This window comes from Nonomuraea sp. JJY05 (assembly GCF_043496855.1).
Lineage (GTDB): Bacteria > Actinomycetota > Actinomycetes > Streptosporangiales > Streptosporangiaceae > Nonomuraea.
Window position 1 is genome coordinate 23370 of sequence record NZ_JBIEIS010000029.1, and the last position, 20681, is coordinate 44050.

19 protein-coding genes and 1 pseudogene are annotated in these 20681 nt (G+C 70.1%); 18 read left to right on the forward strand and 2 right to left on the reverse strand.

Features of this window, described 5'->3' with window-relative positions:
• From ACFKCF_RS37625 to ACFKCF_RS37675, 11 genes are all read left to right on the forward strand, one after another.
• Positions 1-891, forward strand: coding sequence for a DMT family transporter (locus ACFKCF_RS37625; protein ID WP_394500077.1), 891 nt, complete (start codon positions 1-3; stop codon positions 889-891).
• Positions 888-1511, forward strand: a complete 624-nt coding sequence (locus tag ACFKCF_RS37630; protein WP_394500078.1) for a GntR family transcriptional regulator — start codon at positions 888-890, stop codon at positions 1509-1511. Before ACFKCF_RS37625 ends, ACFKCF_RS37630 begins: the two co-directional genes overlap by 4 nt.
• A 68-nt stretch (positions 1512-1579) precedes the next feature.
• Positions 1580-1930, forward strand: a complete 351-nt coding sequence (locus ACFKCF_RS37635; RefSeq protein WP_394500079.1) for a hypothetical protein — start codon at positions 1580-1582, stop codon at positions 1928-1930.
• 267 nt (positions 1931-2197) lie between these two features.
• On the forward strand, positions 2198-3664 hold the full coding sequence (locus ACFKCF_RS37640) for a sugar transferase (protein ID WP_394500080.1): 1467 nt from the start codon (positions 2198-2200) through the stop codon (positions 3662-3664).
• A gap of 2 nt (positions 3665-3666) precedes the next feature.
• Positions 3667-4734 carry a glucose-1-phosphate thymidylyltransferase gene (locus ACFKCF_RS37645; protein WP_394500081.1) on the forward strand — a complete coding sequence of 356 codons (1068 nt, stop codon included), beginning with the start codon at positions 3667-3669 and terminating at the stop codon, positions 4732-4734.
• Positions 4731-5657, forward strand: coding sequence for a dTDP-glucose 4,6-dehydratase (rfbB, locus tag ACFKCF_RS37650; protein WP_394500082.1), 927 nt, complete (start codon positions 4731-4733; stop codon positions 5655-5657). The genes ACFKCF_RS37645 and rfbB overlap by 4 nt, the downstream gene beginning before the upstream one ends.
• Positions 5658-5682: 25 nt before the next feature.
• Positions 5683-6534, forward strand: a complete 852-nt coding sequence (gene rfbD, locus ACFKCF_RS37655) for a dTDP-4-dehydrorhamnose reductase (protein ID WP_394500083.1) — start codon at positions 5683-5685, stop codon at positions 6532-6534.
• Positions 6519-7478, forward strand: coding sequence for an endonuclease/exonuclease/phosphatase family protein (locus ACFKCF_RS37660; RefSeq protein ID WP_394500084.1), 960 nt, complete (start codon positions 6519-6521; stop codon positions 7476-7478). The genes rfbD and ACFKCF_RS37660 overlap by 16 nt, the downstream gene beginning before the upstream one ends.
• A gap of 52 nt (positions 7479-7530) precedes the next feature.
• Entirely contained in the window at positions 7531-8310 is a 780-nt protein-coding gene (locus ACFKCF_RS37665) for a WecB/TagA/CpsF family glycosyltransferase (protein WP_394500085.1), read from the forward strand.
• Positions 8307-9422 (forward strand): hypothetical protein, encoded by a 1116-nt coding sequence (locus ACFKCF_RS37670; RefSeq protein WP_394500086.1) that lies wholly within the window; start codon positions 8307-8309, stop codon positions 9420-9422. Before ACFKCF_RS37665 ends, ACFKCF_RS37670 begins: the two co-directional genes overlap by 4 nt.
• 69 nt (positions 9423-9491) lie before the next feature.
• On the forward strand, positions 9492-13304 hold the full coding sequence (locus ACFKCF_RS37675; RefSeq protein ID WP_394500087.1) for a LamG-like jellyroll fold domain-containing protein: 3813 nt from the start codon (positions 9492-9494) through the stop codon (positions 13302-13304).
• On the opposite strand, the gene ACFKCF_RS37680 is transcribed toward ACFKCF_RS37675, so the two are convergent.
• Positions 13301-14131 carry a glycosyltransferase gene (locus ACFKCF_RS37680; protein ID WP_394500088.1) on the reverse strand — a complete coding sequence of 277 codons (831 nt, stop codon included), beginning with the start codon at positions 14129-14131 and terminating at the stop codon, positions 13301-13303. The genes ACFKCF_RS37675 and ACFKCF_RS37680 overlap by 4 nt on opposite strands.
• Positions 14125-14682, reverse strand: coding sequence for a dTDP-4-dehydrorhamnose 3,5-epimerase (gene rfbC, locus ACFKCF_RS37685; RefSeq protein ID WP_394500089.1), 558 nt, complete (start codon positions 14680-14682; stop codon positions 14125-14127). Before rfbC ends, ACFKCF_RS37680 begins: the two co-directional genes overlap by 7 nt.
• Between rfbC and ACFKCF_RS37690 the strand changes: the two are divergent.
• The 7 genes and pseudogenes from ACFKCF_RS37690 to ACFKCF_RS37720 all read left to right on the forward strand — a co-directional run.
• Positions 14681-14962: pseudogene (locus tag ACFKCF_RS37690) on the forward strand (class I SAM-dependent methyltransferase); the annotation flags it as partial. The gene rfbC and the pseudogene ACFKCF_RS37690 overlap by 2 nt on opposite strands.
• A gap of 84 nt (positions 14963-15046) precedes the next feature.
• Positions 15047-15985 (forward strand): class I SAM-dependent methyltransferase, encoded by a 939-nt coding sequence (locus ACFKCF_RS37695; protein WP_394500198.1) that lies wholly within the window; start codon positions 15047-15049, stop codon positions 15983-15985.
• Positions 15937-16761, forward strand: coding sequence for a sugar phosphate nucleotidyltransferase (locus ACFKCF_RS37700; protein WP_394500090.1), 825 nt, complete (start codon positions 15937-15939; stop codon positions 16759-16761). The genes ACFKCF_RS37695 and ACFKCF_RS37700 overlap by 49 nt, the downstream gene beginning before the upstream one ends.
• Positions 16758-17405: a PIG-L deacetylase family protein gene (locus ACFKCF_RS37705; RefSeq protein ID WP_394500091.1), complete on the forward strand. Its 648-nt coding sequence runs from the start codon at positions 16758-16760 to the stop codon at positions 17403-17405. Before ACFKCF_RS37700 ends, ACFKCF_RS37705 begins: the two co-directional genes overlap by 4 nt.
• Positions 17405-18421, forward strand: a complete 1017-nt coding sequence (locus ACFKCF_RS37710) for an NAD-dependent epimerase/dehydratase family protein (RefSeq protein ID WP_394500092.1) — start codon at positions 17405-17407, stop codon at positions 18419-18421. Before ACFKCF_RS37705 ends, ACFKCF_RS37710 begins: the two co-directional genes overlap by 1 nt.
• A complete protein-coding gene (locus ACFKCF_RS37715; protein ID WP_394500093.1) occupies positions 18418-19695 on the forward strand; it encodes a DUF4910 domain-containing protein in 1278 nt (425 codons plus the stop codon). Before ACFKCF_RS37710 ends, ACFKCF_RS37715 begins: the two co-directional genes overlap by 4 nt.
• Complete coding sequence (locus tag ACFKCF_RS37720) at positions 19683-20672, forward strand: hypothetical protein (protein WP_394500094.1); 990 nt, start codon at positions 19683-19685, stop codon at positions 20670-20672. Before ACFKCF_RS37715 ends, ACFKCF_RS37720 begins: the two co-directional genes overlap by 13 nt.
• The last annotated feature ends 9 nt before the right edge of the window (positions 20673-20681 follow it).

The window sequence follows — 20681 nt, forward strand, 5'->3', positions numbered from 1 at the left end:
ATGGGAAAGGGACCACTCGCCGTTGTCGCTGCCTCCGTGCTCTGGGGCACGGCCGGGACGGCAGGACTGCTCGTCTCCGCCGACTCCGTCGCGCTGGCCGCCGCGCGGCTGGTCATCGGGGGGACGGCGCTCGCGCTCGTGGCCGGGGCCGGCGTCAGGAAGGCGATCAGGCCGAGCCTGCTGCTGGCCGCCGTCGCGGTGGCCGCGTACCAGCTCTGCTTCTTCGCGGCCGTCGGCCGCACGGGGGTCGCCATCGGCACCGTGGTCGCGATCGGGAGCGGGCCCGTCTTCACGGGGTTGCTGTCCTGGCTCCTGCACGGTCACCGGCCGAGCGGGCGGTGGGCCGTGGCGACCGCGGCGGCCATCTGCGGGTGCGCCGCGCTCATTGTGGGAGGCGGGGCCGAGACCGGCGGGCGGACGCTCTCGGGGGTGCTGTTCGCGCTGCTCGGTGGCCTGCTCTACGCCTTCTACGCGGTCATGGCCGCACGGGCGATCGGCCGCGGGGCCGAGTCCGACGCGGTGATGGGGGTCATGTTCGGCGGTGCGGCGCTGATCATGCTCCCCGTCCTCCTGGTGACCGGGGTCGCCTGGACGGGCGAGCCGCGCGGGCTGCTCGCCGTCGTCTACCTGGGCCTCGGCACCACGGCCCTGTCCTATTTCCTGTACGGCAGGGGCCTGCGGACCACGCCGGTGGCCACGGCCGCCACGCTGGCCCTGGCGGAGCCGGCCGTCGCGGCGCTGCTCGGCCTGGTGGTGCTCGGCGAGCGGCTGGCCCCGATCTCGATCGCCGGCCTGGTGCTCCTCGCGCTGAGCCTGGTGGCCGTGGCGATCCCGGAGAGGGTACGCGACCAAGAGCTTGTCCCGGAAAGGGAGCTAGAGTCGCAGCCGTGACGTTGCCGCTCAGACCCGTCTCCACCGTCGGCGCGCTCGCCGACGCCCTGCGCAGCAGGGTGCTCTCCGGCGAGATCCGGCCCGGCACCCCGCTGCCCGAGCAGGAGATCGCCGCCTCGTACGGCGTCGCCAGGCCGACCGTGCGGGAAGCGCTGGCGAGCCTCGTCCACGAGGGGCTGCTGAGGCGCGAGCGCAACCGCAGCGCTTATGTCCCCGAGGTGACCCTTTCGGACCTCGACGATCTCATGTACGTACGCAGGCCGCTCGAGGACCTCATGGCGCAGGCCGTGGCCGGGCGGCGGATTCCGGGCGCCGAGGCCGCCCTGCACCGGATGGCGGCCCTGCCCGCCGAAGCGCCCTGGTCAGAGAGCGTGGCCGAGCACATGGCGATGCACCAGGCACTGATCGAGGCCGTCGGGAGCCCCCGGCTCGAACGGCTCTACGGAGTCCTGGCGGCGGAGACGCGGCTGGGGCTGGTGCGGCTCCGGGAGGTCTACACGGACCGGGAGGTCCTGGTCCGCGAGCATCGCGAGCTGCTCGACGCCATCGCCGACGGCCCGCAGGACGCGGCCAGGGCGGCGGTGGCCGCGCATCTCAGCCACTCCTGGGGCGGCCACTGAGGGGGTCAACCGCACCATTGTGTGCGAACCCTTGCGGGACAGCCCCTGAACTCGCAAGAATCGCGCCCATGCACGGCAATCCGATGCCGGACTCCTACGTATATGTCACGGAAGAGGGCGTCACCCGTCACTACGCGGACGGTAGCGTCGAGGCTCTCGCCTGGGAGGACGTGGTGGAGGTCCGTGTCGTCACCGAAGCCGGGGAAGACGTCCTCTACATCCTGCTCGACCGCGACGGCGAGGGCTGTGTCGTGCCGCGTTCGGCCACGGACGCCACCTTCCTGGCGCGGCTGCGCTATCTGCCGGACTTCGACCTCGATCGGCTGACGCTGGCCGCCGACTCCACGCATGACGGGGTTGTGGTCGTCTGGCGCAGTCCCGATCCGCCGTCCGCATTGCCGGACCTGGAGTACGACTAGCCGCTTCATTCGGCGGCAACCTGCCGAAATATCCCCGTAAACCGCACATTTTGCGCGCCAGGCCGCTGCACTTATGGATCGTTCCGTCAAGCCCTTCTGCTGCTGAGGCGTCGTCCGATTGTGGACATTGGACGTTATTCCCCGTACTGGAATGGATCTTTACTCTTTAGTGGGGGCCGCCGCCCTTGATTGTGCGTGGGACATGTCAACCCATGTGGTTCAAGGAACGTCCTGTTATCGCGGTGCACAGAGTTTCAGGGTGGTGCTATGAGGGTGGGGACTGGGGAGTCCGCTGTCGTGCTCCTCGGGGCCGTGCCACGACGCGCGTCGAGCATCTGGACGCGCGCGTACCTACGGCTCCTGTTAGGCGGGGACACGACATGCGCACTGCTGGCATGCGTCTGCGTGCTGGGCATCCGGCTCATCGCCGGGGTGTTCATTCCGTGGGTCGAGTTCATGCTCGGACTCGGCCTGATCATCGCCTGGCCCGTCGCGCTCATGATGGGCGGCGCGTACCGCCAGCGCGCCAACGGCGAGGGAACGGACGAGTTCAAGGCCGTCTTCAACGGCGGTATCGGTCTGATGGCGACCGTCGCCATCCTGGCCTACGCGACGCAGACCGCGGTCGCGCGCAGTTTCGTGATGGCGATGCTGCCGCTGGCGCTGCTGTCCACGCTGTACTTCCGCTACCGGATGCGTAAACGTCTCCACCGCAGGAGAGCGGTGGGCGACTACACGCGCCAGGTGATCGCGGTCGGGCACCGGGAGTCGATTCTCGACCTGGTGATGCAGTTCAGACGGCAGCCGCATCACGGAATGCAGGTGGTGGGAGCCTGCCTTCCCGACAGCGCGATGGACAGCGTGCTGGACATCGATCTCGACGGCATCCCCGTGCTCGGCTCCTTCGGCGACGTGGCCGAGGTGGTCGAGCGCGTGCAGGCCGACGCGGTGGCGGTGCTGGCCTGCCCGGAGCTGGACGGGGCCGCGCTGCGCCGGCTGGCCTGGAGCCTGGAGACCGCGCGCACGGACCTCTTCGTGGCCCCCGCGCTCATGGACGTGGCCGGGCCGCGCATCAGCATCCGGCCGGTCGCGGGGATGCCGCTCCTGCACCTGGAGCATCCCGAGTTCGACGGTACCAAGCAGGTCGCGAAGACCGTGTTCGACCGCCTCGTCGCGGCGGCCGCCCTGCTGCTCCTGGCGCTTCCGCTGCTGACCATCGCGCTGGTGATCCGCCTCAGCAGCCACGGGCCGGCGCTGTTCCACCAGACCAGGGTCGGCAAAAGCGGCAAAGAGTTCCGTGTCGTGAAATTTCGTACGATGGTGGTGGATGCGGAGCGGCTCAAGAGCGCACTTCTGGACGCGAACGAGTTCGACGGGGTGCTCTTCAAGATTAGGAACGATCCAAGAATCACTCGGGTAGGCGCTTTCCTGCGGAAATACTCGCTCGACGAGCTGCCGCAGCTGCTGAACGTGCTCCGAGGCGAGATGTCCCTGGTCGGCCCCCGCCCGCCGCTGCCGGAGGAAGTGGGCAAGTACGGCGCCGACGTCCGCCGCCGCCTGGTGGTCAAGCCCGGCATGACCGGCCTCTGGCAGGTCAGCGGCCGCTCCGACCTGAGCTGGGAGGAGTCCGTACGCCTCGACCTGCGGTACGTGGAGAACTGGTCGCTCATCCTCGACCTGCAGATCCTCTGGAAGACCTGGTCCGTCGTCACCCGTGGAGAAGGGGCTTACTAGCGGTGAAAGCACTCGTGCTCGCCGGGGGGTCGGGCACACGGCTCCGGCCCATCACGCACACCTCGGCCAAGCAGCTGGTGCCGGTCGCGAACAAGCCGGTCCTCTTCTACGGGCTGGAGGCGATCGCGGCGGCGGGGATCAGGGAGCTCGGCCTGGTGGTCGGCGACACCCACGCCGAGATCGAGGCCGCCGTGGGGGACGGCTCGGCCTTCGGGCTGCAGGTCACGTACCTGCGGCAGGAGGCCCCGCTCGGGCTCGCGCACGGCGTGCTGATCGCCAGGGAGTTCCTGGGCGACGAGGACTTCGTCATGTACCTGGGCGACAACTTCGTCGTGGGCGGCATCAACGACCTGGTGGACAGGTTCACCCGCGAGCGACCCGCCGCCCAGATCATGCTCACCAGGGTCGGCGACCCGCGCCAGTTCGGGGTGGCCGAGCTCGACGCCTCCGGCCGGGTGGTCGGGCTGGAGGAGAAGCCCGCCCGTCCCAAGAGCGACCTGGCGCTGGTCGGCGTCTACCTGTTCAGCCCGGCCGTCCACGAGGCGGTGGCCGAGCTCAAACCGTCGTGGCGGGGCGAGCTGGAGATCACCGACGCGATCCAGTGGCTGATCGAGGCGGGCCTGCGCGTCGAGTCCTCGGTGATCTCCGGCTACTGGAAGGACACCGGCAACGTCACCGACATGCTGGAGGTCAACCGGCTGGTCCTGGAGTCGGTCGAGCCCAGCGTACGCGGGCACGTGGACGGCGCCAGCGAGCTGGTGGGCCGGGTGGTCGTCGCGGAGGGGGCCGTGGTCGAGCGGTCCAGGATCGTCGGCCCGGTGATCATCGGCCAGGGCGCGCGGATCCGTGACAGCTACGTCGGCCCCTTCACCTCCATCGGCGCCGACTGCGCCGTCACCGGCAGCGAGATCGAGTATTCGATCGTGCTGCCCAGGGCCTCCATCGCCGGGGTCGGCCGCATCGAGTCGTCGCTGATCGGCCACGACGTCGAGGTCACCCCGGCACCCAACACGCCCAGAGCCCACCGTCTCGTGCTGGGCGATCACAGCAAGGTACAGATCAGTTCATGACCCGGATCCTGGTGACGGGCGGTGCGGGCTTCATCGGCTCGCACTTCGTCCGCAATCTGCACGACATGTACGTCACGGTGCTGGACAAGCTCACGTATGCCGGCAACCGGGCCAACCTCGAAGGAGTGCGGCACGAGTTCGTGCACGGGGACATCTGCGACGCCGAGCTGCTCAGGAGCGTCGTCCCCGGCCACGACCTCGTGGTGAACTTCGCGGCCGAGTCGCACGTGGACCGCTCTATCGAGGGCGCCGCCGACTTCATGCGCACCAACACGCTGGGCACCCAGACCCTCCTCCAGGCGTGCCTGGAGGCCGGGGTGCCGAAGGTGGTCCAGGTGTCGACCGACGAGGTGTACGGGTCCATCGACATCGGCTCGTGGGACGAGGACGCGCCGTTGCGCCCGCGCTCGCCGTACGCGGCGTCGAAGGCCGGCGGCGACCTGGTCGCCCGGGCCTACGCGATCACCTACGGCCTGAACGTCTCGATCACGAGGTGCGGCAACAACTACGGGCCGAGACAGTACCCGGAGAAGCTCATCCCGCTGTTCCTCACGAACCTGATGCGCGGCCGGAAGGTCCCCCTGTACGGCGACGGCGGCAACGTCCGCGACTGGATCCACGTACAGGACCACTGCGCCGGCATCCGGCTGGTCGCCGAGAAGGGCGAGCCGGGCGAGGTCTACAACATCGCGGGCACGGCCGAGCTGACCAACAAGGAGCTGACCGGCCGCCTGCTGCAGGCCTGCGGCAGGGGCTGGGACGCGGTCGAGTACGTCGAGGACCGCAAGGGCCACGACCGCAGGTACTCGATGGACGACTCGAAGTTGCGGGCGCTCGGCTACCGGCCGGAGATCCCGTTCGAGCAGGGGCTGAAGGACACCGTCCGCTGGTACGCCGAGCACCGGGACTGGTGGACCTCGTGATCGATCGGTTATGCCGGGAGGCGGCATGAGGTGGCTCATCACGGGCGCCGGCGGCATGCTCGCCGCCGACGTCCTCGACAGGGCGGCACTGACCGGGGAGCCGGTGCTCGCACTCGGCCGGGCCGAGCTGGACCTGCGCGACAGGCGCGCGGTGCGTGACTTCGTGTCCGCCTACCGGCCGAGAGTCGTGATCAACTGCGCCGGTTGGACCGCGGTGGACGACGCCGAGGCCAGCGAGGCGGAGGCGCTGGCGGTCAACGGGCATGCGGTGCGCTGGCTGGCCGAGGCCTGCGAGCGGGCGGGGGCGCGGCTGGTGCACGTCTCCACCGACTACGTCTTCGGCGGGGACGGCGTGGTGCCGTACCCGGAGGACGCGCCGACGGGGCCCATCAACGCGTACGGGCGGAGCAAGCTCGCCGGGGAGTACGCGGCGCTGGAGCACGGGCAGTACGTGGTGCGCAGTGCCTGGCTCTACGGGGCGGGCGGCGCGAACTTCGTGCGGACCATGATCCGGCTGGCGGGCGAGCGGCCCACGGTCGACGTGGTGGACGACCAGCACGGCCAGCCGACCTGGGCGGCCGACCTGGCGGACTACCTCGTGCGGCTGGCCCGGTCGGACCTGCCGCCGGGCGTCTACCACGGCACCAGCGCGGGCGAGACCACCTGGTGCGGGTTCGCCAAGGAGATCTTCAGCCTGCTCGGCGCCGACCCGGACCGCGTGCGCCCCGTGACCAGCGAGGCCTTCCCCCGCCCGGCCAAGCGGCCGGCCTACAGCGTGCTCGCGCACACCAGGGGGGAGCCGATCCGGCACTGGCGGGCGGCGCTGCACGCGGCCTGGCCGGTGCTGATGCGTGGACGCCGGTGCAGCGTCGCCTGAGGGACTCGATGCTGTGGTGCATGGTGGCGGGCCTGGCCGGGTGGGCGGGCCTGCGCCTGTGCGGATGGGAGCCGAAGTTCGTCTGGTCCCAGCTGGTGTCGTTCACTCCCTACGCGGCCGTGCTCACGCTGGTGCCGCTGGGCTTCGCGGTCTTCCTGCGCTCCGGGGCGCTGCTGGTGGCCGCGCTGGTCGTGACCGCCGCCTTCGCGGTCATCGTGCTGCCGCGCGCGATCCCGGAGGGCAACCCGCCCGCCGGGGGCCCGGTGCTGCGGGTGATGGCCGTCAACCTGCTGCACTCCTCCGTGCTGCCGCCCGACCTGGTCGACGCGGTCGAGCGCGACCGGCCCGACGTGCTGCACCTGCTGGAGTTCACCGGCCTCATGCGGAAGCGGGTGGAGGAGCTCGGGCTGGGGCGGCTGCTGCCGTACCGGATCGTCCTGCCGGGGGAGGACTCCCAGGGCGCGGCGATCTACTCGCGCTACCCGCTGCGGCCGGGGGACGCGCCGATCGCGGCCCCGGCCTTCGAGGACAGCCCGCGCCACCTTCCGGCCGTCGTCACCCTGCCGGGCGGGCGGGAGGTGGACCTCGTCGCGGTCCACGCGTGCGCGCCCTCAGAGGGCTGGCGTACGGCGTGCTGGGCGTCGAGCATCCGGGCGTTGCCACCCGCCGGAGGGCGCCCGCGGGTGCTGGCCGGAGACTTCAACTCCACCCTCGACCACGCGGTGCTGCGCGACCTGATCGCCACCGGCTACCGGGACGCCGCCGACGTCACCGGAAAGGGGCTGTCCATGACCTGGCCCTACTACGAGCAGCCGCGGTTGTTCCCGAAGGTGGCCATCGATCATGTGCTGGCCGACCGCCGGATCGCGATCCGGAGCTTCCAGACCCTGCGGGTGCCCCGGACGGACCACCGCGCGACGCTCACCGAGCTGGTCCTCCCGTGATGTCACGTTTCCTGAGCCGGAACCGATATGTCATGGACACCCAGGGGGATGGATGACGAGGTTGCCGGAGCAGGCCTCCAGGAAGACGATACTCGGCACCACACTGGACGCCCTCACCATGCGTGAGGTGATCGCGCGGTGCGTGGCGGCGGTCTCGGAGAACAGGAGGCTCACCATCGGCGTGGTGAACGCCGCCAAGGTGGTCAACATGCGTGCGGACGCCGAGTTACGGCAGTCCGTGCTCGACAGCGATCTCGTGCTGGCCGACGGGCAGGCGGTGGTCTGGGCTGCGCGCATGCTCGGTCACCGGCTTCCCGAGCGGGTGGCGGGCATCGACCTGTTCACCGAGCTGATGGCCGAGGGGGACCGGCGCGGCTACCGCGCCTACTTCCTCGGCGCGACCGACGAGGTGCTGGCCCGGGTGCTGGCAGAGGTACGGCAGCGCTATCCGGGGCTGGCGATCGCCGGGTCGCGCAACGGCTATTTCGCGGTGGAGGACTCGGCCGAGGTCGCCGCCGAGATCGCCGCATCCCAGGCCGACCTGCTGTTCCTCGGCATCACCTCCCCGAAGAAGGAGATCTTCATCCGCGAGTGGGGCGAGAGCACCCGGACGCGGATCATCCACGGCGTGGGCGGCTCGTTCGACGTGCTGGCCGGGCACACCCGCAGGGCCCCATTGCGCTGGCAGCGCCTGGGCCTGGAATGGCTCTACCGCATGCTGCAGGAGCCGTTGCGGCTCGGTCCGCGCTACGTGCGGACGAACGGCAGATTCCTGCTCCTGGTGCTCCGGGAGCGGGTCGGTGTCAAACGCAGGATCGAGGAGACGACGTGACGGATCACCGGATCGCTCTGCTGAGCTCCGGACATCAGGACTTCGTGACGGGCATGGTGGACCTGTCCGTGCGCGGGCTGCCGCCGGGCTACGCCGACGGCGAGTTCGTGTTCACCCGCCGCGGTCGCCGGAACGCCGACGGGACGTGGACGGCGGTGCCGGAAGGGCGCAGCATCCGCTACTCGGCGATCGTCGCGCTCGGCGTGGGGACCCTGACGGAGCAGCGGCAGCGGGCGGCCCTGGCCGGTGACAGCCTCCTCGACCTGGTGGGCAACCTGGTCAAACGGCTGCCGGAGGTGACGGGGACGGGCGACGCCGCGCTGATCTGCTGGGCGGCCGCGGAGGCCGGGCACGCCGATCTGGATCTGGCGCTGAGCCGGCTCGCGGAGCTGGACACGGGTGCCCAGATCTACACCGTCGAGGCGGCGTGGGCGCTGGCCGCCCTGGTCGCGGCCGGGGTGACCGACGGCCGGGCCGAGCGCGCCCGCGAGCGGCTGCTGGGCGGGCTGGCGGGCAACCGGCTCTACCCGCACGCGCTCGGGAAGGGGCCGCTGGTCCCCCGGTACCGCGCCCACGTGGGCTGCTTCGCCGACCAGGTCTACCCGCTGCAGGCGCTGGCCAGGCTGCACGCCGCCACCGGAGACGCCGAGGCGCTGCGCGCGGCCGAGCAGGTGGCGGAGGGCATCTGCCACGCGCAGGGCCCGCAGGGGGAGTGGTGGTGGCATTACGACGCCCGCACCGGGTCGGTGGTCGAGGGCTATCCGGTCTACAGCGTCCATCAGCTGTCGATGGGGCCGATGGCGCTGCTCGACCTGGCCGACGCGGGAGGCACCGCCTACGTGGCGGAGATCTCCAAGGGGCTCGACTGGATGATCGAACGGCCCGCCTTCGTGCTCGAAGAGCTCGCCCTGACGTGGCGCAAGGAGGCCAGGGCGGATCCCCGCAAGCTGGTGCGCGGGGTGCGGGCGGTGGCGACGGGAGTGCATCAGGGGATGCGCCTGGGCGTGCTGGACCGGATCTATCCGCCCGTAGCCGTCGATCGGGAGTGCCGGCCGTACGAGCTGGGGTGGTTGCTGTACGCGTGGCTGTCCACTTGTGGACAGCCCTCGTGACTTCCGCCTGATTCGGTGCGATAGATCAAGTTCAGGGCTCGGGGGAGTTTCGGCTCAAGGGGGTTCCACATGTTGAGGCGGCTTCGCCATGCACTCCTTTCCGTCCTGCTGCTCACCACCGGCCTGGCGCTCGTCGCGCCGTCCGCCGCGCAGGCGCTGCCGGGCAGCTTCCAGAAACAGGTCGTCTTCAGCGGGCTGACCAACCCGACCAACATCGAGTTCGCCTCGGACGGCCGGGTGTTCGTCGCCGAGAAGAGCGGCCTGATCAAGGTCTTCGACTCGATCAGCGACACCACACCGGCGATCTACGCCGACCTGCGCACGCAGGTCCACAACTTCTGGGACCGCGGGCTCCTCGGCATGGCCCTGCACCCGAACTTCCCGGCCGACCCGCGCATCTACGTCCTGTACGCCTACGACGCGGTGCCCGGCGGCACCGCGCCACGCTGGGGTACGGCAGGCGTGAGCGCCGACCCCTGCCCGACCCCGCCCGGCGCCACCGGTGACGGCTGCCTCATCACCGGGCGCTTATCGTCGCTGGCGCCCTCGGGCGGCTCGGTCGTCGAGACCCCGCTGATCACCGACTGGTGCCAGCAGCACCCCAGCCACTCCGTCGGCGATCTCAAGTTCGGCCCCGACGGCATGCTGTACGCCAGCGGCGGCGACGGTGCCAGCTTCAACTTCGCCGACTACGGCCAGGACAACCTGACCGGCTCCGATGTCACCCCGGACAACCCGTGCGGCGACCCGCCGTCGCCGGTCGGCACGGCGCTCACCCCGCCGGCCGCCGAGGGGGGCGCGCTGCGCTCGCAGGACCCGCGCACCGGTGGTGACCCCGCGGCACTCAACGGCACTGTCATCAGGATCAACCCGGACACCGGCGCGGCCGCCCCCGGCAACCCGAACGCCGGCAGCAGCGACCCCAACGTGGCCAGGATCATCGCCTACGGCCAGCGCAACCCCTTCCGCTTCACCATCCGGCCGGGCACCGGCGAGGTCTGGGCCGGTGAAGTCGGCTGGAACACGTGGGAGGAGATCAACCGGATCGCCGACCCCACCGGCCCGGTGCGGAACTTCGGCTGGCCCTGCTACGAGGGCGCCGCCAGGCAGGGCGGCTACGACAACCTCAATCTGACCCTCTGCGAGAACCTCTACGCGGAAGGGGCCGCGGCGCACGCCCAGCCGTACTTCGCCTGGAGCCACAGCTCCAAGCCCGCGCCGAACGACCCGTGCCCGTCCGGCGGCTCGTCCTCCAGCGGCGTGGCCTTCTACACCGGCGGCCCCTACCCCGACGCCTACGACGGCGCGATGTTCTTCTCCGACTACAGCCGGTCGTGCGTCTGGGTGATGACCAAGGGGGCGGGCGGCCTGCCCGACACGTCCACCATCACCACGTTCGACTCGGGCATCCCCGCCGTGGAGCTGCAGACCGGCCCGGGCGGAGACCTCTTCGCGGTCGACTTCAGCAACGGGCAGGTCATCCGCTACCTCTACAACAACACCCCGCCGACCGCGGTCATCGGCGCGAGCGCCACGTCGGGCAACGCACCGGTCACCGTGAACTTCACCTCCGCCGGATCCGCGGACGCCGACGGCGACCCGCTCACCTTCCGGTGGGACCTGGACGGCGACGGCGACTTCGACGACTCCACCTCGGCCACCCCGTCCTTCACCTACACCCAGCCGGGCTCCTACGTGGTGAAGCTGCGCGCCGATGACGGGCGCGGCGGCCTGGGAGACGCCACCGTCACGGTCAACGTGAACAACACGGCGCCGACCGCGACCATCAACTCCCCGTCGTCCGCCCTCACCTGGGCGGTCGGGGACACGATCGCGTTCTCCGGCACCGGCACGGACGCCCAGGACGGCACGATCCCAGGGGCGCGGATGGCCTGGAAGCTGATCATGCACCACTGCCCCAGCACCTGCCACGAGCACGAGATCACCACGTTCACCGGGACGAGCGGGTCCTTCGCCGCCCCGGACCACGAATATCCCGCTCACCTGGAGCTCAGGCTGACCGTGACGGACGCGCACGGCCTCACCGACATCAAGAGCGTGACACTCCAGCCGAAGACGGTGAACCTGACCTTCCAGACCTCGCCCGCCGGGCTGCAGCTCGGCTTCAACAGCGAGCAGACCGTCGCCCCCTTCACCCGGACGGTGATCGTGGGCTCCCACAACTCGGTCTCCGCGCCCTCGCCGCAGAGCGCCGACGGCTTCAGCCACACGTTCACCTCCTGGGCCGACGGCGGCGCGGCCAACCACAACCTCACCGCGCCCGCCACAGCGGCGACCTACACCGCGACCTACCAGCGGGCACAGGCGCCGGACGGCCTGGTGGCCGCCTACGCGATGGACGAGGGCGGCGGCGCGGCGGTCGCCGACGCCTCGGGCAAGGGCAACAACGGCACGGCGGCGAACACCGCGTGGAGCGTGACCGGCAAGTACGGTCAGGCGCTGTCGTTCAACGGCACGTCGAGCTGGGTGACGGTGGCCGATTCGGCGTCGTTGCGGTTGACCGGCGGGATGACGCTGGAGGCGTGGGTGCGGCCCACCAGCGTTTCGGGGTGGCGGACGGTGTTGATGAAGGAGTTCGGCGCCGATCTGGCCTACGCGATCATGGGTAGCGGGAGCAGTGGTCCGGCGGCGTTCATCTACACCTCGTCGGGGGCGAACGCGCCGGCGGCGAGCAATCTGCCGTTGAACACCTGGAGTCATGTGGCGGCGACGTATGACGGGTCGACGTTGCGGATGTTCGTGAACGGTACGCAGGTGGCCACGAATCCGACGGGTGGCAACCTGCGTACCGGGACGAGTCCGTTGCGGATCGGTGGCAACAGCGGTTCGGGTGAGTACTTCAGCGGTCTCATCGACGAGGTCCGCGTCTACAACAAGACACTCACCGCGGCGCAGATCACCACCGACATGAACACCCCCGTCGGCCAGCAGGGACCGCCCGACACCCAGGCGCCCACCGCGCCTGGCTCGCTGGCGGCGACCGGCGGCCCGGGCAGTGCCCAGCTGACCTGGACGGCCTCGACCGACAACGTGGCGGTGACCGGGTACACCGTTCACAGGTCCGCCACCGCCGGGTTCACCCCGTCCGGCGCCAACCAGGTGGGTTCGACCGCGAGCACCTCGTTCACCGACTCGGGCGTGGCGGCGGGCACGTACTACTACCGCGTCGTGGCCTTCGACGGGTCCAGCAACACCAGCCCGTCGTCCAACGAGGCGTCGGCCGTCGTTACCCAGCCGCCGACGGTCAGCGGGCTGGTGGCCGCCTACGGGATGAACGCGGGCAACGGCACCGCCGTCGCCGACGCCTCCGGCAACGGCAACAACGGCACGGCCACCGCGGCGACCTGGTCGGCCGGCAAGTACGGCCAGGCGCTGTCGTTCAACGGCACGTCGAGCTGGGTGACGGTGGCCGATTCGGCGTCGTTGCGGTTGACCGGCGGGATGACGCTGGAGGCGTGGGTGCGGCCCACCAGCGTTTCGGGGTGGCGGACGGTGTTGATGAAGGAGTTCGGCGCCGATCTGGCCTACGCGATCATGGGCAGTGGCAGCAGTGGTCCGGCGGCGTTCATCTACACCTCGTCGGGGGCGAACGCGCCGGCGGCGAGCAATCTGCCGTTGAACACCTGGAGTCATGTGGCGGCGACGTATGACGGGTCGACGTTGCGGATGTTCGTGAACGGCACGCAGGTGGCCACGAATCCGACGGGTGGCAACCTGCGTACCGGGACGAGTCCGTTGCGGATCGGTGGCAACAGCGGTTCGGGTGAGTACTTCAGCGGTCTCGTCGACGAGGTCCGCGTCTACAACAAGGCACTCACCGCGGCCGAGATCACCACCGACATGAACACGCCGGTCGGTTAACCCCGGCTGCTCTCGTCACGCAGCCAGGTGGTGTAGTCGCCCGCGCGGATCGCGCGGGCGGCTCGCCGCCTGGCCAGCACGGCCACCAGGGCGAAGACGACCGCCGCGCCCACCAGGCGCGGCTCTGCGGCCACGATGGCCAGCAGATCCCGCAGGCCCGTGCGCTCCCCGGCCGTGGCCGAGGTCTGCTCCAGCTCGCTCACGCTGGTCGTGGCACGCACCCGGCGGCGCATCAGGTCGGCGACGGTGCGTGGAGTCTGGATCACCGCACGGGCGCCGGTCACGATCACGCGCTCGTCCGGTCCGAACGCCAGCGACGCCGCCAGATCGTCGGCCATCGCCGGCGGCAGGGCACGGATCCGCGCGTTGCCCTCGTCGTTCACCGCGATGACGCCCCGGCCGAACAGCCCGGCGCGCACGTGCGGCAGCCGTGTCCAGATCGCGTAGTAGGCGCGGATCGGCCACGGGCGATCGGCCAGCGCCAGCTCCCGTTCGGGCGCGGCGGCGAGCGGCCCGTCCGGCGCGGCCAGCACGTCGGCCAGCGCGCGGACGGAGGCGGTGCTCAGCTCGATGTCGGCGTCCACGTACAGCCGGGGATATCCGCGCGCGGCCTCGTCGCCCATCCGCAGCGCCTCGCGCTTGGAGGGGACCGGCGTCGACAGGACGCGGACGTCGTACGGCTGCGCCGCGGCGACCGTGCCGTCGGTGCAGCCGTTGGCCACCACCACGACGTCGAACTCGCCGGGCGCGGCCTCCCGGAGCAGGCCGTCCAGCAATCGGCCGATCACCTTGGCCTCGTTGTGGGCCGGTATCACGAGGCTCACCACGACGGGAGTATCCCCGCTTCCTGAGCCTGCTTGAGCGTGGGCGCCGCGGCGTCCTTCGCGGAGATGATGGGCTCCCCGTCGAGGGGCCATTCGATGCCGAGATCCGGGTCCAGCGGGTGGACGCCGTGCTCGCGCGCCGGATCGTACGTGGTGGAGCAGAGGTAGACGACGGTGGCCGACTCGCTGAGGGCCATGAAGGCGTGCCCCAGGCCCTCGGAGAGGTAGATCCCGCAGCGCGACACGTCGTTCAGCCGCACCGCCTCCCACTGACCGAAGGTGGGCGAGCCCACGCGCACGTCCACGACGACGTCCAGCACCTCGCCCGAGACGCACATGACGTATTTGGCCTGCCCCGGGGGGACGTCGGCGAAGTGGACGCCGCGCAGCACGCCGCGTTTGGAGACCGAACAGTTCACCTGCGCGAGGTCCATCGATTGCCCCAGCGCCTCCCGCAGGTCGGCGGCGCGGAAACTTTCCAGGAAGTCGCCCCGCGGATCGCTGTGGATGCGGGGGGTGTAGACAAGTGCTCCACTGATGCTCAGGTGCTTCATGAAGATACTTGTAACACTCCTTGGCGCCCACCCGAAGTACGTCTGTGGGTTTGCCATAGGGGGAAATCTTGTCATTTTCGGGTGGGGCCCATTGTTGAGGACATCGTGCCGGCTGTGTGGTTCGGCCGACCTGGTCGGTGTGGTGGATCTCGGGGCGACCCCGCCCTGTGAGCTCTTCCTCACCGCGGAACAGCTCGACCAGCCCGAGCTCACTTATCCACTTCACTTGCGGGTCTGCACCAGTTGCTGGCTGGCTCAGATACCGCCGCTGATCACGCCGGAAGAAACTTTCACCGAATACGCCTACTTTGCCTCTTATTCCGCCTCCTGGGTGGAACACGCACGGCAGTTCGTCGACTCCGCTGTGGAACGTTTGAAGCCGTCGTTCGTGGCCGAGGTGGCCAGCAACGACGGCTATCTGTTGCAGCACGTCGTCGAGCGCGGCATCAGGTGCCTGGGCATCGAGCCGTCGGCCAACGTGGGACAGGCGGCCAAGGACAAGGGCGTGCCGACGCTCACCGCGTTCCTGACGCCGGAGACGGGCGCCGCGGTGCGGGCCGAGAACGGTCCAGCCGACCTGGTCGTGGCCAACAACGTCTACGCGCACATCCCCGACGTGATCGGCTTCACCGAGGGGCTGCGCGCCCTGGTGGCCGACGACGGGTGGGTGTCGATCGAGGTCCAGCACCTGCTCACGCTCATGGAGCTGAACCAGTACGACACGATCTACCACGAGCACTTCCAGTACTACACGGTCGCCTCCGCGCAGCGGGCGCTGGCCTCCGGCGGGCTGACGCTGGTGGACGTCGAGCTGCTGCCCACCCATGGCGGATCCATCCGGCTGTGGGCCCGGCCGTCGGGGGACCCGTCCGATCGGGTGCTCGACGTGCTCGCGCGGGAGAAGGCGGCCGGGCTCCACGATCTCTCCGGCTACGCCGGCTTCGCGGAACGGGTCGCACGCGTCCGCCGCGACCTGCTCCGCTTCCTGATCGACGCCGCCGAAGAGGGCAAGACGGTCGTCGGGTACGGCGCGCCCGGGAAGGGCAACACGCTGCTCAACCACTGCGGCATCCGCCAGGACCTGCTGGCCTACACGGTTGACCGCAACCCCTACAAGCACGGCAGATTCACTCCGGGCACCCGGATCCCCATCGCCGCTCCGGAGCGCATCGCTCAGGATCGCCCGGACTATGTGCTGGTCCTGCCGTGGAACCTGCGCGAAGAGCTCACCGCTCAGCTCTCCTATGTGCACGAATGGGGAGGCCGTCTGGTCTTCCCGATCCCACACCTGGAGGTCGTGTGAAGGTTGTCCTGTTCTGTGGAGGCTTCGGCACACGCATGCGTACGGGTGTGCCGGGCGAGGTGCCCAAGCCGATGGCGCTCGTCGGCCCGCGGCCGCTGCTCTGGCACGTCATGCGTTACTACGCGCACTTCGGGCACAAGGAGTTCATCCTGTGCCTGGGCTACGGTGCCCACCACATCAAGGACTTCTTCCTCGGCTACCAGGAAGCCACGTCCAACGACTTCGTGTTACGCGGCGGCAAGGTCGAGCTGCTGTCGAGCGACATCTCCGACTGGTCCATCTCGTTCGTGCAGACCGGGACCAACTCCCCGATCGGCGAACGGCTGCGCCGCGTCCGTCACCACCTGGACGGCGACGAGATGTTCCTCGCGAACTACGCGGACGTGCTCACCGACGCGCCGCTGCCCGACATCATCGACCGCTTCGTCGAGTCGGGCGCGGCCGCCTCGATGATGGTCGTGCCGCCGTCCCAGACCTTCCACTGCGTGGAGGTCGGCGAGAACGGCCTGATCGGCGGCATCTCGCCGGTCAGCGAGATGCCGGTGTGGGTCAACGGCGGCTACTTCGTGCTGACCCAGGAGGTCTTCGAGCACATCCCGGAGAACGGCGACCTGGTCGCCGACGGCTGCGCGGAGCTGGCCAAGCGCGGACGCCTGCTGGCCTACCCGCACCGCGGCTACTGGCGGCCGACCGACACCGTGAACCAGCGGATGGAGCTGGACGAGGCCTACTCCCGGGGCGAGCGCCCGTGGGCCCTTTGGGAACGGTCCCGGTGATCGGCCTGCGCGCGGGGCGCCTCACCGGCATCGCGGCGCTCGCCGCGCACTGTGACGACCTCGCGATCGGGGCCGGCGGCAGCCTGCTGACGATCTGCGCCGCCCGCCCCGGCATCCGCGTGGACGCGCTGGTGCTGTCCGGCGGCGGCACCGAGCGCGAGGACGAGGAGCGCGCGGCGCTGGCGGACTTCTGCCCGGGCGCGGACCTCCGCGTCACCGTGCTGAAGCTGCCCGACGGCTACCTGCCGGCCAGGTGGGAGGAGGCCAAGGCCGCGGTGGAGGAGTTGCGCGGCCGCACCGAGCCCGGCCTGATCTTCGCACCCTGGCGGGGCGACGCCCACCAGGACCACCGCGGGCTGGCCAAGCTCGTGCCCACGGCCTTCCGCGACCACCTGACGCTCGGCTACGAGATCGTCAAATGGGACGGCGACCTCGCCGCGCCCTCCGCCTTCCAGCCGCTCACGGAGGAGGTGGCGGAGCTGAAGGTCGAGCTGCTCCAGCGCCACTACGCCTCCCAGCGGCACCGGCCCTGGTACGACCGCGAGGCGTTCCTGGGCCTGGCCCGCATCCGCGGCATCGAGTGCCACGCGCGTTATGCCGAGGCGTTTCACGTTTCCAAGCTGACCGTCGATCTGGAGAACTGATGCGGGTACTTCTCACCGGCCACCAGGGCTACCTGGGCAGCGTGATGGCTCCCATGCTGGCCGAGGCCGGACACGAGGTGGTCGGCCTGGACTCCGGCCTGTTCGCCGACTGCCTGCTCGGTCCCGAGCCCGGGAAGGTCGAGACGCACGCGGTGGACCTGCGTGACGCGGGTCCCGAACATGTGGCGGGATTCGACGCGGTGATCCATCTGGCCGCGCTGTCCAACGACCCGCTCGGCGCGCTCGCGCCCGACCTGACGTACGACATCAACCATCACGCCTCCGTCCGGCTGGCCAGGCTGGCCAAGGAGGCGGGCGTGCGCCGCTTCCTGTACGCCTCCACCTGCTCGGTCTACGGCGCGTCCGGCGGCGAGGAACTGCTGGACGAGGACGCGCCGCTGCGCCCGGTGACGCCGTACGCCGAGTCCAAGGTGCGCGTCGAGGACGACCTGGCCGCACTGGCCGACGACGACTTCACGCCGGTGTTCCTGCGCAACGCCACCGCCTTCGGGTTCTCCCCGAGGCTGCGTGCAGACATCGTGCTGAACAACCTGGTGGGCCACGCGCACCTGACCGGCGAGGTCCGGGTGCTGTCCGACGGCACCCCCTGGCGCCCGCTGGTCCACGCCAGGGACATCGCCGAGGCCTTCGCGACCGCTCTCGTCGCGCCCCGCGAAGCCGTGCACGCGACGGCCTTCAACGTGGGCACCGAGGTCAACAACGTGACCGTCGCCGAGATCGCGGCCGAGGTCGTCGCCGCGGTGCCCGGATCGACGCTGACCATCACCGGCGAGACGGGCTCCGATCCCCGCTCCTACCGCGTCGACTTCTCCCGGATCAGGGCCGCGCTGGGCTACGAGGCGCGCTGGACGGTCAAGGCGGGCGCGGTGGAGCTGATCGACGCCTACCGCGAGCACGGTCTGACCAAGCAGGACTTCGAGCGCCGCTTCACCAGACTGGCGCGGCTCGCCGACCGGCGCGAGGCGGGCACCGTCGACGACACCCTGCGGCCATGACCGCGCTCACCACCGGCGCGGAGATGCACGACCTGGTACGGCGGCTCTACCCGCTGTGCCGGAGCATCACCGGCGCCGGACTGCGGCAGACCCTGGAGATCATCGGCGAGTCGATCCCGCTGGAGATCACCCAGGTGCCGACGGGGACCAGGGTCCTCGACTGGACGATCCCCCGGGAATGGAACATCCGCGACGCCTACATCAAGGACGCCGCGGGCAACAAGGTGGTCGACTTCCAGGACTCCAACCTGCACGTCGTGGGATACAGCGTGCCGGTCGAGGTCACGATGTCCCTGGAGGAGCTGCGCGGGCACCTGCACACCCTGCCCGAGCAGCCGGACCTGATCCCGTACCGGACCAGCTACTACGCCGAGACCTGGGGCTTCTGCCTGAGCCAGAACACCCTGGACGGGATGGCCGGCGGCCCGTACGAGGTCAGGATCGACTCCACGCTGGCCGACGGGCACCTGACCTACGGCGAGCACGTGATCCGCGGCAGCAGCTCCCAGGAGGTGCTGATCTCCTGCCACGTCTGCCATCCCTCGCTGGCCAACGACAACCTGGCCGGGGTGGCGGTGGCCGTCGCCCTGGCGCAGCGGCTGTCCGACCCCTGGTACACCTACCGGTTCGTCTTCGCGCCCGGCACCATCGGCGCGATCGCCTGGCTCGCTCTCAACCGGGAGCGCACCGACCGGATCAGGCACGGCGTGACCATGGCCTGCGCGGGGGACAGCGGCACGATCACCTACAAGCGCAGCAGGCGCGGCGACGCCGAGATCGACCAGGTCTTCGCGCACGTGCTGAAGGACCGGCCGCACACCGTCCTGGACTTCTCCCCGTACGGCTACGACGAGCGGCAGTACTGCTCGCCGGGGTTCAACCTCGCCGTCGGCTCGCTGACCAGGACACCGTACGGCGGATACCCGGAATATCACACCTCAGCCGACAATCCCGACTTCGTGCGTCCCGAGGCCATGGAGGACACCCTTGAGACGCTGTGGACGGCCGTGCGGGTTCTGGAGGGCAACCGCCGCTACCAGAACCTCAGCCCGTACGGCGAGCCCCAGCTGGGGACCCGTGGCCTGTACGGGTCACTCGGCGGGCGCAGTGACACGAAGCAAGCGCAGATGGCGATGTTGTGGGTGTTGAGCCTTTCCGACGGGCTGAACAGTCTCCTGGACATCGCGGAACGGTCGAACCTGCCGTTCCAGGCAGTAGCGGACGCGGCACACGCCCTGCAGAACGCGGGCCTGGTGAAGGAGTGGATGGGTTGAACCTGGCGCTGAAAGTCGGCGACGTGGTCGAGGTCCTCAGTGCGGAGGAGATCCTCGCCACGCTCGATGACAAGGGTGAGCTGGACAGCCTCCCTTTCATGCCGGAGATGCTGCGGTTCTGCGGGCAACGGCTCACCGTGCACAAGGTGGCCAACAAGCTCTGCGACACGATGACCATGACCGGGATGCGGCGCATGGAGGACGCCGTCCATCTGACGGGCTCCCGCTGCGACGGCTCGGCCCACGGCGGCTGCCAGACCGCCTGCCTGCTCTACTGGAAGACCGCCTGGCTCAAGCGGGTGGACGGGCCGCCCACCTCGGAGCCGGCCATCCGCCCCGAGCGGCCGCTGCTGCCGATCCTGGAGGTCAACACCCACAGGGAGCCGGGGCCGGAGGGCGAGGAGCGCTTCCGCTGCCAGGCCACGGAGCTGCTGCGCGCCGCCCCGGACCACCTCCCGTTCCGTGACATGAGGCAGTACGTCACCGACATCCAGGTGGGCAACGCCGGGGTCGGACCGACCCTCCGCACGCTCTTCTTCGGGCTGTTCAACCGCTACCAGCGCCTGTCCAGGAAGTTCCCGAAGTGGTTGCGCATCAAGGGCGGCCTGGCCTGGGGCTTCGTCCGGCCGGGCCCGCACGACGGCCGTACGCCGACGGGCACGACCGACCTGCAGCCGGGTGAGCTGGTGCGGATCAAGTCCAGGGACGAGATCGTCGCCACGCTGAACACCAAGGGGTTCAACCGCGGGCTGGGCTTCGAGGAGGACATGGCGCGTTCGTGCGGCCGTGTCGCCCGCGTGAGCGCCCGAGTCGAGCGCTGCATCGACGAGAAGACGGGCGAGATGCTGGAGATGAAGAACCCCTGCATCGCGCTCGAAGGAATCATCTGCGACGGCGTCTACAAGTCCAACTGCCCCCGCGCGTTCGTCCCGTTCTGGCGGGAGATCTGGCTGGAGCGGATCAGCGAGCCAAGCTAGGAAGGCGGG